At 58.6% G+C, this 12034-nt stretch carries 12 protein-coding genes; 10 read left to right on the top strand and 2 right to left on the bottom strand.

What is annotated here, in order from left to right:
- Positions 1-187 precede the first annotated feature (187 nt).
- Together rmuC and ACUVTA_RS06320 are read left to right on the top strand one after the other, a co-directional pair.
- Positions 188-1336, top strand: coding sequence for a DNA recombination protein RmuC (gene rmuC / locus ACUVTA_RS06325; RefSeq protein WP_445952123.1), 1149 nt, complete (start codon positions 188-190; stop codon positions 1334-1336).
- Positions 1337-1480, top strand: a complete 144-nt coding sequence (locus ACUVTA_RS06320) for an RCKP-type rubredoxin-like domain-containing protein (protein WP_445952122.1) — start codon at positions 1337-1339, stop codon at positions 1478-1480.
- Positions 1481-1625: 145 nt separating this feature from the next.
- Here ACUVTA_RS06320 and ACUVTA_RS06315 read toward each other — a convergent pair whose 3' ends face one another.
- A complete protein-coding gene (locus ACUVTA_RS06315; RefSeq protein ID WP_445952121.1) occupies positions 1626-2183 on the bottom strand; it encodes an O-acetyl-ADP-ribose deacetylase in 558 nt (185 codons plus the stop codon).
- 222 nt (positions 2184-2405) lie between these two features.
- Between ACUVTA_RS06315 and ACUVTA_RS06310 the strand changes: the two genes are divergently transcribed.
- The 8 genes from ACUVTA_RS06310 (at position 2406) to ACUVTA_RS06275 (ending at position 10973) form a co-directional block, all read left to right on the top strand.
- Entirely contained in the window at positions 2406-3182 is a 777-nt protein-coding gene (locus tag ACUVTA_RS06310; RefSeq protein ID WP_445952120.1) for an ABC transporter ATP-binding protein, read from the top strand.
- Positions 3179-5107 carry a long-chain fatty acid--CoA ligase gene (locus ACUVTA_RS06305; RefSeq protein WP_445952119.1) on the top strand — a complete coding sequence of 643 codons (1929 nt, stop codon included), beginning with the start codon at positions 3179-3181 and terminating at the stop codon, positions 5105-5107. Before ACUVTA_RS06310 ends, ACUVTA_RS06305 begins: the two co-directional genes overlap by 4 nt.
- Positions 5108-5986 carry a branched-chain amino acid ABC transporter permease gene (locus ACUVTA_RS06300; RefSeq protein WP_445952118.1) on the top strand — a complete coding sequence of 293 codons (879 nt, stop codon included), beginning with the start codon at positions 5108-5110 and terminating at the stop codon, positions 5984-5986. It abuts the gene before it with no gap.
- 67 nt (positions 5987-6053) lie between these two features.
- Positions 6054-7058, top strand: a complete 1005-nt coding sequence (locus ACUVTA_RS06295) for a branched-chain amino acid ABC transporter permease (RefSeq protein ID WP_445952117.1) — start codon at positions 6054-6056, stop codon at positions 7056-7058.
- Positions 7059-7160: 102 nt separating this feature from the next.
- A complete protein-coding gene (locus tag ACUVTA_RS06290) occupies positions 7161-8372 on the top strand; it encodes an ABC transporter substrate-binding protein (protein WP_445952116.1) in 1212 nt (403 codons plus the stop codon).
- Positions 8373-8562: 190 nt separating this feature from the next.
- The gene (locus ACUVTA_RS06285) at positions 8563-9354 is read left to right on the top strand and encodes an ABC transporter ATP-binding protein (RefSeq protein ID WP_445952115.1); all 792 of its coding nucleotides are present in this window, start codon (positions 8563-8565) and stop codon (positions 9352-9354) included.
- Complete coding sequence (locus ACUVTA_RS06280) at positions 9351-10538, top strand: phenylacetate--CoA ligase family protein (RefSeq protein ID WP_445952114.1); 1188 nt, start codon at positions 9351-9353, stop codon at positions 10536-10538. Before ACUVTA_RS06285 ends, ACUVTA_RS06280 begins: the two co-directional genes overlap by 4 nt.
- Before the next feature lie 24 nt (positions 10539-10562).
- Positions 10563-10973, top strand: a complete 411-nt coding sequence (locus tag ACUVTA_RS06275; RefSeq protein WP_445952113.1) for a YidH family protein — start codon at positions 10563-10565, stop codon at positions 10971-10973.
- Between the two features lie 9 nt (positions 10974-10982).
- On the opposite strand, the gene ACUVTA_RS06270 is transcribed toward ACUVTA_RS06275, so the two are convergent.
- Entirely contained in the window at positions 10983-11951 is a 969-nt protein-coding gene (locus ACUVTA_RS06270; RefSeq protein ID WP_445952124.1) for a SpoIID/LytB domain-containing protein, read from the bottom strand.
- Positions 11952-12034 lie beyond the last annotated feature (83 nt).

Raw genomic sequence — 12034 nt, 5'->3', positions numbered from 1 at the left:
TGTTAAGGCTATGGCGAGGCTTTGAGGAGATGCTAGTTTAATTTGTAGTGCCATGCTTTTCATAGTCATAGCCTCATTATATTATACGGCAGGTCGCTTCTTTCTGCTCCCGCCTTTATAAAACAAAAACGTTTTCCCGCGCAGGAACATTTTCGGGTGTCCGGTCTGGAAGGGGAGTGTGCTGCGGGTGGAAATTTTTCTTGGTCTGCTGGGCTTGTTGGTGGTTTTTCTCGCCGGCATCCTTTACCTGCAGCTCCGCAGGGGAGGGGCGGATCTGTGCAGCACCCTGAATGGCCTAAACCAGATGGTGCAGGCGGTGCAGACGCAGGCGGCGGTGCTATCAGAAAAACTGGCGCACCTGGAGACTTTGCCCCAGGTGGTGGGCGGGGTGCAGCTTGAGCTGCGGGGGTTGGCCGAACGGGTGACCACGGTGGAGCAAAACCAGCAGGCAGTGGGGCAGACGCTGCAGGCACTCCGCGCGGGGATAGCGGAGACAGGCGCTGCAGCTACCGCTTTACGCGGGATGGCAGCGACTATACAGGCGGAGCTCTCGCAGGCTAAAGACGGGGTGACGGCGCTGCAGGCACTCGCCAAAGCCCGGCAGGAGCTGGCACAAAAAACGGCGGTGTCAATAGCGCGGCTGGAGGCGATCATCGCCGGGACCCATACCAAAGGGGCGGCGGGAGAGAATATCCTGGATCTCGTTTTTGCAAAGCTCCCGCCGGAGTGGCAGGTGCGGGATTTCCGGGTGGGGAATAAGGTGGTCGAGTTCGGGCTGCGGCTGCCCAACGGGCTCGTTTTGCCAATTGACAGTAAGTGGCCGGCGACAGGGCTGTTAGAGCAGTTTATGAACGCTGCGGACCCCAATGAACAGCAGAAGATAAAGAAGCAAATCGAGGAGAGTGTTTTCGCGAAGGCCAGGGAGATAAAGAAGTACCTTGACCCGAGCCGTACCACCGACTTCGGGGTGGTAGCGGTGCCGGATGCGGTTTACGATCTCTGTTCCGGTATCCACGCGGTGGTTTTTCAGGAGAACGTAGTATTAGTAGGCTATAGCATGTTTCTGCCGTACCTTTTGCTGGTTTTTCAAACCATTCTGCGGACGGCACGGGATGTGGACTTGGAGAAGTTGAATAGCTCGCTGCAGGCTTTCCAAAAAGGCGTGGCAGCACTCCAGGAGGAGCTGGAGGGGCGCTTTGCCAGGGCGCTCACGATGCTGAACAATTCCCGCAGCGAGATGAGCGTGCACCTGAGTAGGATCAGTAGCAGCCTTACGGCGCTGCAGGTGAGCACCCGGGTGGCGTTGCCGGAAGAGGGCGGGGCGCCGCAGGGATGAATGCTTTTATTTTCCATCGCAAGGGAGGTGAAGCCGGTGGCGGTCTTCAAGTGCGCGAAGTGCGGCGCGACGAAAGAGGGCCGGTGCAAGCCCCAGAAGTGCCCGCAGTGCGGGGAAAAGGGTACGATGACGAAGGTCCGGTGAACGGCGGGTCCGAGCGGTGGCCGGTGTTTATGAAGAATGACGAAGCGGTCGGCATCACTTCCGGCGCTACGGACAAGCGGTAACTGGCGGAGATTTTTCGCCAGCTTTGGGTCCATGTTGGCTTGGAGGACCAGAAGGAGTCCGGTTAGGGATTTTCGCCTTCCAATGCCTCCCAGGTTCGGATATAAAGATTTAGGTCTTCGTCGCTGAAAAGAACAAAGCGAACCTCGTCGAGCGGCTTCTCTTTGATAAATTCGCGCACCGTGCTGAGCGCGATCCGGGTGGCGCGCTCTTTCGGAAACCGGTAGGCGCCGGTAGAGATCGCGGGAAAGGCGATTGACTTGATGCCGCGAGACGTAGCGAGTTCCAGACAACTCCGGTAGGTCTGGCGCAAGAGCGCATCCTCGTCGGCGTTGCCGCCCATCCAGCGGGGCCCTACGGTGTGGATGACGTAGCGGGCCTTCAGATTCCCGCCGGTGGTGATGACCGCGTGTCCCGTCCGGCACGGCCCCTGTTCAGCGACGATCTTCTTACATTCTTCGAGGATGGCCGGCCCGCCAGCGCGGTGAATCGCCCCGTCCACGCCACCGCCGCCCATGAGGCTTGGGTTTGCCGCGTTGACGATCGCCTCGGTATCCGCCTGGGTGATATCTCCCTTGGTAATTACGATCTTTGTCCTGCCGATGAGTGTTTCGAGAGCCACCGTAACCCCTCTTTCGTCAAGGCTGACTTTGTTTTTAGGATAACATACTTCTTATCCTGGGAGCAAGATTGTGGCGCTTGAGTCAAGATTTGGATTAGAAATGTTGGCTTGGCGGAAAAGGATTTTCTCGGTTGGTGTGGAAATAGAAAATTCCGTTAGGCATCTTGGAGGAACTCCGAAGGAAAGGGTTCCCCCTCAAGAGAGATAAGGGGGGCGCAGTAATTGAGACTCCTGACGATCCACGAGCTATCACTCCATTTCGGCGGCGTTACTGCACTCTGTAACGTAAGCTTAGAGGTAAACAAGGGTGAAATCCTGGCGATCATCGGGCCCAACGGGGCCGGGAAAACGAGCCTTCTTAACTGTATCAGCGGTCTTTACCGCCCCAGCGCGGGCAAGATCATCTTCCGGGACCGGGATATAACCCGCCTGCCGCCGCACCGGCGAGCCCAGCTGGGTATTTCCCGAACGTTTCAGAATATCGAACTTTTCAAGCACTTGAGCGTGCTCGACAATATTATGCTGGGCCGCCATCTCCACATGCGGGCGGGCATTTTGAGCGGCGGCCTCTACTGGGGTCTTGCGCAGCGGGAGGAAGTTGCCCACCGGCGGCGGGTGGAGGAGATTATCGATTTTCTCGAAATCGAGAGCGTGCGCCAGAAGCCGGTGGGGATGTTGGCCTACGGCCTCCAGAAAAGGGTAGAGCTCGGGCGGGCGCTGGCGCTTGAGCCGGAACTTTTGCTCTTAGATGAGCCGATGACGGGGATGAACGCGGAGGAAAAGGAAGACATGGCGCGCTTTATCCTCGATATCGCGGAGGAGTGGGGGACCACCATAATCCTCATCGAGCACGACATGGGTGTGGTGATGGATATTTCCGACCGGGTTGCGGTCTTCAACTTCGGCCGCAAAATTGCCGAAGGGGTGCCGGCCGAGGTGCAGACGAACCCGCGGGTTATCGAGGCCTATCTCGGGCAGCAGATGGGGGTTGAGCGGTGACGATAGAGGGGATGCGCGCGGAAACGATGCCGCAGTTGCTGCTACGTAACGCGCGCCGCTTGCGTAAGAAGGTAGCGCTGCGGGAGAAGGAATTCGGCATCTGGCAGACGGTAACGTGGGAAGAGTATCTGACTCACGTCCGCAACTTCTGTCTGGGTCTGGTGTATCTCGGCTTTAAGCCGGGGGATAAACTGGCGATCATCGGGGATAACCGCCCGGAGTGGGTTTACGCCGAGCTAGCGGCCCAGGCGGCTGGTGGTGTTTCGGTAGGCATCTACCAGGACTCCCTCTCCCGCGAGGTAAGTTACGTCATTGACCATTCCGACAGCCGTTTTGTGGTGGCGGAGGACCAGGAACAGGTTGACAAGCTCCTGGAGATAAAAGAGGAGATTCCGCGGGTCGAGCGGATCATCTATTACGATCCGAAAGGGCTGAAAAATTACCGGGATCCACTGCTGCTGGATTTCCCGTCGGTGGAGAAACTCGGCGCCCAGCTGCACGAAGAGAAGCCCGGACTTTTTGAAGAAATGGTGGCGCGGGGGCGGGAAAACGATATGGCTCTCATCGCCTACACCTCCGGGACCACGGGCTTCCCGAAGGGAGCGATGCTCAGCCACCGGAACATGCTGGCGATGGCCAAGAATCTCCTATCCGTCGACCCGCTTGGCCCGGATGCCGAGTACCTTTCTTTTCTTCCCCTTGCCTGGATGGGTGAACAGATGATGACCGTTTCGGCTGCCCTCTGGGTTGGCTTCACCGTCAACTTTCCCGAGGAGCCAGAAACGGTACAGCAGAACCTGCGCGAGATCGGCCCGCACGTGATGTTTTCGCCGCCGCGGATCTGGGAGGATATCGTCTCCCGGGTGCAGGTGAAGATTGAGGACTCCACCTGGCTCAAGCGGCGCCTTTACTCCTTTTTTATGCGGTACGGGTACCGCCTTGCCGATTGCCGTTTTGCAAAGCAGAAGCCCTCCTTGGGGCTTAGGTTCCTCAACTCGTTGGGGGAGTTGCTCGTCTTCAGCGCCATCAAGGACCACTTAGGCCTCTACCGCTTGAAAAGGGCGTACACCGGCGGCGCAGCGCTCGGGCCTGAAACCTTCCGGTTTTTCCACGCCCTAGGGGTTAATCTCAAGCAGATTTACGGGCAGACAGAGATTGCCGGGATTTCGGTGGTTCACCGGGACGGCGACATAAAGTTTCATACGGTGGGCCAGCCGATTCCCGAGACGGAGATCAAAATCGCTCCGAACGGCGAGATCCTCTCCCGGAGCCCGTCGGTCTTTCTCGGCTACTACAAAAACCCGGAGGCCACTGCCGAGGCGCTATCCGACGGCTGGCTTCATTCCGGGGACGCGGGCTATCTGGACGAGGATGGCCACCTGGTGGTCATCGACCGGCTCAAAGATGTGCTGCGCCTTAAAGACGGGAGTATCTTCTCGCCGCAATACATCAGCAACAAGCTGAAGTTCAGCCCCTACATCAAGGAGGCGGTGGTAGTCGGCAAGGACCGCCCCTTCGTGGTGGCCCTCATCAACATCGATATGGCGAACGTCGGCCGCTGGGCGGAAGCCCGGCATATCCCTTACACCACCTACGTCGACCTTTCGCAGAAGCCGGAGGTTTTGGCTCTGGTGCGGGAGGAAGTCGAGCGGGTAAACAAGGAGCTGCCGCCGGCGGTCAAGATCAGGCGCTTCGTGATTCTGCACAAGGAGCTCGACGCTGACGACGAGGAGCTTACCCGGACGCGAAAGGTGCGCCTGGGCTTTGTGATCCAGAAATACGCAAACCTTGTGGAAGGGCTTTATGTGGGGTTACCGGAGATCAAAGTGGAAACGAAGGTGAAGTACCGGGACGGCCGCGAGAGTCTGGTCCAGACGGCACTTAAAGTGGTAGAACTTGCGCCGGCGGAAGCGGAGGTGGCCTGAATGTTTTTGCAGCTTTTGGTTACCGGTCTCGTAGTGGGCAGTATTTACGCTCTGGTGGCGCTCGGTTTCGTTCTCATCTATAAGGCAAGCGATTGTATCAACTTTGCGCAGGGAGAGTTCCTGCTGGTTGGGGCCTACGTGGCGCTCGCCCTTGTGGTTACCTATCAGGTGCCTTTCCTGCTGGCGATTGCCCTAACCCTCTGTTTCGCGGCGCTCCTCGGTGTGCTCGTTGAACGCCTGGTCCTCCGCCCTTTTATCGGGGAACCGGTGATTGCGGTGATCATGGCGACCATCGGTCTTTCGAGCTTGATGCGGGGGATTATCCAGTTTATCTGGGGGACCGATACCCGCGTTTTTCCGTCGGTCTTTCCGCAGACGCCGGTGCGGATAGGGGAGGTTGTGGTTTCTCAGGTTTATCTCTGGTCGCTCGGCCTGGCGCTGCTCCTGTTACTGATCTTTGCCTTCTTCTTTAAGTTTACCATCACCGGCATCGTGATGCGGGCGGTGGCCGACGACCAGCAGGCAGCCCTTTCTATGGGTATCAGCGTGAAAAGGGTTTTTGCCATTACCTGGGCGATTGCGGCAGTGGTGGCGGCGGTGGGGGGCATCCTCCTCGGCAACATCAACGGTGTCAATTCCTCCCTGGCCCACCTCGGACTCAAGGTTCTACCGGTGGCCATCCTCGGGGGGCTCGATAGCATTCCGGGCGCCGTCATTGGCGGGCTCATTATCGGGGTTCTGGAGAATCTGGCGGGCGGTTACCTCGATCCTATTTTCGGCGGTGGGGTGAAGGAGGTAGCGCCCTTTGTCATCCTGGTCCTGATCCTGCTTATCAGGCCTTACGGACTCTTCGGCAAGGAAATCATTGAAAGGGTGTAGTTGCTTGCGGTTAAGGTTTCCCTTCGTTATGGATTGCGGCCTTTTTACCACCTCCTATGAGGCGGACATGGCTATTCTTTTCGCGCCGGCGGCAAAGCTCAAGGTGGCGGCCATCATTGCCTTCCTCCTCCTCTTTCCCCTGTTAGTGGGCCCTTACTACGTCAGCGTGGCAAACCTTATGGCCATCGCGGTAATCGGCGCTTTGGGGCTCAATATCCTGGTCGGCTTCACCGGCCAGATTTCGATCGGCCACGGCGCCTTTATCGGCGTGGGCGCCTATACGGTCGGCGTGCTGACCACCAAGCTCGGCCTCTCTTTCTGGGCGGCCTTGCCGCTTGCGGGACTGGCGGCGGCGGTGGTGGGCGCGCTTTTCGGCATCCCGTCACTCCGGCTGAAGGGCCTTTACTTAGCCATTGCCACGCTGGCGGCGCAGGTGATCATCGAGTTCACGATCATTCACTGGACGTCGCTCACGGGCGGGTCGGCGGGTATTGTGCTCCAGCCGGTAAGTCTCGGCCCTTATTCCCTCGCCAACGACCGGGTTTTTTACTATTTCGTGCTCCTTCTGGTTATCTTTGCCGTAGTCTTCACCTTTAACCTCTTTCGGAGCCGGGTTGGGCGGGCTTTTATGGCGGTGCGCGACCGGGATATCGCGGCGGCGGTAATGGGGATCAACCTCCTCCGCTACAAGGTGCTGGCTTTTGCGCTAAGCTCCTTTTACGCGGGCACCGCCGGGGCGCTTTTGGCCGGCTATACGCGTGTGATTACCCCGGAGAATTTTACGATCGACGTTTCTATCCAGTACCTGGCGATGATTATTATCGGTGGGCTGGGGAGTGTCTTGGGCTCGGTTTACGGCGCCGTTTTCATGATGCTTTTACCCATCGGCCTGCGGGCCCTGGCCGACTTCCTGGGGACCTTTTTCCCGAACATCGAACACCTGCTGCTGGCCATGCAGACCGCCCTTTTTGGCTTGATCATCATCCTCTTCCTGATTTTCGAGCCCGAAGGGCTGGCCAAGCTCTGGAGGGACGTGAAGAACTACTTCCGGCTCTGGCCCTTCTCTTATTAACCGGGAGGAGGTGAAAAGAGGCATCGGGCGAATGGTGCAGAAAGTGCGAGCCACAGGCGATGTTGTTTCCAAAAACGATCTGATCGGGAAGGGAGGATAAAAATGCGCGCGCGGCATCTCATTTATCTGTTTTTTGTGCTCTGTTTGGCCGTAGCTTTAGTAGCGACCGGCTGCGGGAAGAAAGAGGTGGTCTCAACGGGGCCGGCAACGGCGGAGAAGACGAAGGAGCCAGTTAAGATCGGTGGCATCTTCGACCTTACCGGTCCGACGGCGGACGTCGGCCAACCTTACGCTGACGGCGCAAAGGCCTACATCGACTACCTCAATAGCAAGGGCGGAGTCAACGGCCGGCAGGTGGAACTCATCGAGATCGATTACGCCTACGACAAAACCAAGGCCCTGGAAGCCTACAACAAGCTTGTCAAGCAGGACCAGGTAGCGGCTATTCTTGGCTGGGGAACTGGCGACACCGAGGCGCTCAAACAGATGATCGCGGCGGATAAGATCCCCTACATCTCGGGTTCCTACTCCGAAGGGCTGCTAGACATTAACCTCTGTCCCTACAACTTCCTGGTCGCGGCCTCTTATTCCGACCAGGCCCGGATTGCCCTCAAGTGGATCAAAGACAACTGGAAGGAGTCACGTAAGCCGCGGGTGGCGCTGATTTACAACGACACGCCTTTCGGTAAATCGCCCGTTGCGGACGCGAAGAAGTACGCGGCCCAGATCGGGATCGACATCGTGGCGGATGAGGTTGTCGACCTTAAAGCCCTCGACGCCACTTCTCAGATGCTCGATCTGAAACAAAAGAAGGCCGATTTCGCTATCATCCAGGGCACTTCTAACCTGACCGCAACGGTGCTGAAGGACGCGAAGAAGAATGGGCTGTCCACTAAGTTCATCGGCCTCAACTGGGCGGCCGACGAGAAGGTAATCAAGTTAGCGGGCCCGGCGGCGGAGGGCTACATCGGCATCATTCCTTTCGCCTTCCCGTACGAAAAGGTTCCGGGAATGGCGGTGATCCAGGAGTACCTCGCGGCCAAGGGGCAGAAGCTTGAAGAAAAGAACCAGAAGTTCGTTCAGGGCTGGACCTCGGCGATGATCATGGCCGAGGGTATCAAGCGGGCCGGCGATAAAGTAACGGGTGAGGCGATTAAGAGAGGGCTCGAGAGCCTGGCGAATTTCGATACCGGCGGGCTCTCCGCACCCGTCACCTTCACCGCTCAAAGCCACCGTGGCAGCGAGAAGGTGCGCTTGGCAGAGGTTAAGAACGGCAGGTTTGAGTACCTCACCGACTGGATCGGTTACAAATAGTCTGCTTTCGCGGTTAAAGGGAGATGCGGCGGCCGCTGGGAAACTGAAGGAACCGTGCCGGTTCCGACCGGCGGCCGCGTTTTTAGAATTTTAGAAGTTGGTGGTAGAAGCAGGGGCGGGAACTTGCGGGGCGAATTACTGTTAGATTAGGGTAGGCGGGTAATCGCCGCGAACTTACGGGGGGATCAACTTGCTGGCTTTGAACAACGTGGAGGTGGTCTACGACCGCGTTATTTTGGTCCTAAAGGGGCTGTCGCTTAGTGTGCCTGAAGGCAAGATTGTGGCGCTGCTTGGTTCAAATGGCGCCGGGAAGACGACGACCCTGAAGGCGATTTCGGGTTTGTTGCAGGCGGAGAACGGGAGGGTGACCGACGGGACGATTGAGTTTTGCGGTGCGGATATCACTAACAGGGACGCGGAGGAGATTGCCTGGCGGGGCATCTTCCAGGTGATGGAAGGGCGGCGGGTCTTCGCGCATCTCACGGTGGAGGAAAACCTTATCGCGGGGAGCTACACCCGTAAGGACAGGCGCAATCTGAAAAAGGACCTCACGCGTGTTTACCACTATTTCCCGCGCCTTGCGGATTTAAAGCACCGGGTTGCGGGTTATCTTTCCGGCGGGGAACAGCAGATGTTAGCCATCGGGCGGGCGCTCATGGCGCGGCCGAAGCTAATGCTCCTCGACGAGCCGTCTTTAGGCCTGGCGCCCTTACTCGTAGGCGAAATTTTTAGGATTATCAAAGAAATTAACCGGCAGGAAGGGACCACCATCCTGGTGGTGGAGCAGAACGCCAACATCGCGCTTTCGATCGCCGATTACGGTTATATTATGGAAAACGGCAAGATCGTCTTCGAGGGGGAGGTTGCCAAGCTCAAGGACAACAAAGACATCCGGGAGTTCTACCTGGGCTTGACCGACGTGGGGAAGAAAAGCTACCGGAATGTAAAACATTACAAGCGGCGCAAGAGGTGGCTGGGATGAGTTTTGCGAGTTTCGCTGCTTTTATCGCCTACGCCTACGAAAACTCACCCGCGGTGCGGGATAAGTTTGCGGCTGCGGGTTTGGAACCGGCGGCCATCCGGGAGGTTAAGGATCTGCCGCGACTACCAGTGACGCGGAAGGGGGAGCTGAGCCGGCGGCAACAGGAGTACCCGCCCTTCGGCGGTTTTCTCGCCGTTCCCCGGGAGAGGCTTCAGCGCATCTTCGCCTCGCCCGGGCCGATCTATGACCCCCAGGGTGAGGGGGAGGATTACTGGCGCTGGCGGGAGGCGCTTGAGGCGGCGGGTTTTAAGGCGGGAGACGTAGTTCAGAATACCTTTTCCTACCACCTCACTCCCGCCGGTTTTATGTTTGACGGGGCGCTCCGAAGCATTGGTTGCACCGTTGTCCCCGCCGGGGTGGGCAACGCGGCGCTTCAGGTGCAGATTATGCGGGACCTCCGGGTAACAGGCTATGTGGGGGTGCCGAGCTTTCTCTACGCCCTCTTACAGAAAGCCGAGGAAATGGGGCTTGTTACCGAGCTAGCGCTGGCGCGAGCCTGGGTGACGGCGGAGCAGTTGCGTGAAGAGTTGCGGCGCTTATTGCGGGAGAAATACGGCATTACGGTTTTTCAGGGCTACGGCACCGCCGATACGGGTTGCGTCGCCTACGAATGTGTTGCGCAACAGGGGCTCCACGTCGCCCGGGACGTGGTGGTAGAAATTGTCGATCCCCAGACGGGTGAACCGGTTCCGGAAGGCGAAACCGGAGAGATCGTGGTTACGCTCCTCGACGCTACCTACCCGCTCGTAAGACTGGCTACGGGGGATCTCAGCGCCTTTATCAACGCGCCGTGCCCCTGCGGGCGCCCAGGGAAGCGGCTCGTTGGTGTTCTCGGCCGGGCTGCGGACGGGGTTAAGGTGCGGGGCCTTTTCCTCTACCCGCACCAGGTAGCGGCGCTGGCGGAAGAGTTTGCAGCGGTGCGGGCTATGCGGGCGGTGGTGACGCTGCGTGACTTCCGCGACGAACTTACCCTCGAGGCGGAACTCGTGGAGGGTGCGGAAGGAACGGCGGCGCTGGCCGCAGAGATTGCGGCGCGGGCGAAAGAGCGGCTCCGCTTGCGTTCGGAAGTGGTTTTCGTTCCTTCAGGCACGATTAGCGATGCTTTAATTGTGGACAAACGCTGACCACGGTGGAGGCGGGTGAAAACGATGGCTCTTAACGTTGAGGAAGGCCGTCAGAAGAAAGTTGCTTCCGATCAGGCGGCGCGGGCGCACGTACGGGCGCATCTGGCCAACGAGCGCACCTTTTTAGCTTGGATCCGCACTTGCCTTGGGCTTTTAGCCTTTGGTTTCCTGTTGGTGCGCTGGGTGGCCGTTGCGGCGGCCGGCCCCTGGGGTGTCGGTTTGCGGATCGGGGGCCGGTCGCTACAGCTTATCGGTGAAGGTTTGATGGGCAGCGCGGCGGCGCTGATGGTTTTGGCAACGGTCCGTTTTGCCGTGGTTCGGCGTCAGATAATCCGCGGCGTTTACCGGCCGGCGGTAGCCCTGGATTTTTTGGCGGTGGGCTTCCTCCTTTTCGTTGTGAGCGCGCTGATCTACTACTGCCACTGCTTTCGTTAGGCGCTATTTTTACCACAGCTTGACGATATCCACGCCTTTAAAATGATAGCGGATGATCTCGTCGGCTTTTTTACCGCGCCGGGCGAGTTCGCGCGCGCCCCACTGGCTCATTCCCACACCGTGGCCGAACCCCTTTCCTTCGAAGATGACGTTATTTCCCTCCACGCGGGTGCTGGTCAGGAGTGTAGAGCGCATCCTGGTGCTGCCGAGTGCGGTGCGGAGGGTCGCGGCGTGGACCACGGCGTTGCCGATCCGCATCCTGGTTGCCCGGCCGGATGGCCCGCGCTTCAGGATTGTAATGGTGCTAAAATCGCCGGGGCTCTGCCCTATTTTCTCTAAGGCGGCGGTGACCTCGGCCTTGGAGAAGACGGTGCGCCAGCTGATAAAGTCCCTGGGCGCGTCCGGACCCTTACCCGACCTAACTACCTTAGTATAAGGCGGTTCAGGGTACTCGTAATTGAGCCCTTCCTTGGCGGTGGCGGTCATCCCGCCCGCGTGGCCGTGGAACCAGGCGTTGATGTACCGGCCGTTATGGACCACCACTTTACCCCGGGTGGCGCGGACGGCCCGGCGGATGCACCAGTTGATGTTTTTGGGGTTCCAGGCCTGCGCTTCTTCAAAGGAGGTGGAGATGTGGGCGGCCGGGTTTAGGGCAGAGTGTTTTTTGTCCTGGACGAATTTCAGGGCGTAAGTACGGGCCAGGATCGCCTGTGCAGCCAGGGCTTCGTGGGGGAACCAGTTTTTCATTTCCCCGGCTATCGTTCCCATCATGTAATCCTCAAGCAGCATCTCCTTTATGGTTCGGGTTTCGACGATAAAAACTTTGATCCGGGGCTCTCTACCCGGCCCCCGGCTGATTTCTTTCGGGATGTCCGGCTTGGCAATCGGCTTGCGGGCCGCACCCGGCGTGCAGCCGGCGGTCAGGCCGGCAACGAGGATGACCGTTAAAAGCAACGACAACCAGCGAAACCTGCCCATGGCGATCGCTCCTTTGGAAAGTTCTTTCGGGTATAGGTTGCCCCGAAGGGAAGCGGTTTTATAGGGGGTCGGGCGAAATTTTG

Source organism: Thermodesulfitimonas sp., assembly GCF_052743955.1.
The sequence above is the reverse complement of the archived record's forward strand: the minus strand, read 5'-3'. Positions and strand labels throughout refer to the sequence as shown.

Coding starts and splice junctions, on each gene's coding strand:
- ACUVTA_RS06290 (WP_445952116.1), top strand. CDS start 7,161: ATGCGCGCGCGGCATCTCATTTATCTGTTTTTTGTGCTCTGTTTGGCC.
- ACUVTA_RS06270 (WP_445952124.1), bottom strand. CDS start 11,951: ATGGGCAGGTTTCGCTGGTTGTCGTTGCTTTTAACGGTCATCCTCGTT.
- ACUVTA_RS06320 (WP_445952122.1), top strand. CDS start 1,337: ATGCTTTTATTTTCCATCGCAAGGGAGGTGAAGCCGGTGGCGGTCTTC.
- ACUVTA_RS06275 (WP_445952113.1), top strand. CDS start 10,563: ATGGCTCTTAACGTTGAGGAAGGCCGTCAGAAGAAAGTTGCTTCCGAT.
- ACUVTA_RS06295 (WP_445952117.1), top strand. CDS start 6,054: ATGGCTATTCTTTTCGCGCCGGCGGCAAAGCTCAAGGTGGCGGCCATC.
- ACUVTA_RS06280 (WP_445952114.1), top strand. CDS start 9,351: ATGAGTTTTGCGAGTTTCGCTGCTTTTATCGCCTACGCCTACGAAAAC.
- ACUVTA_RS06300 (WP_445952118.1), top strand. CDS start 5,108: ATGTTTTTGCAGCTTTTGGTTACCGGTCTCGTAGTGGGCAGTATTTAC.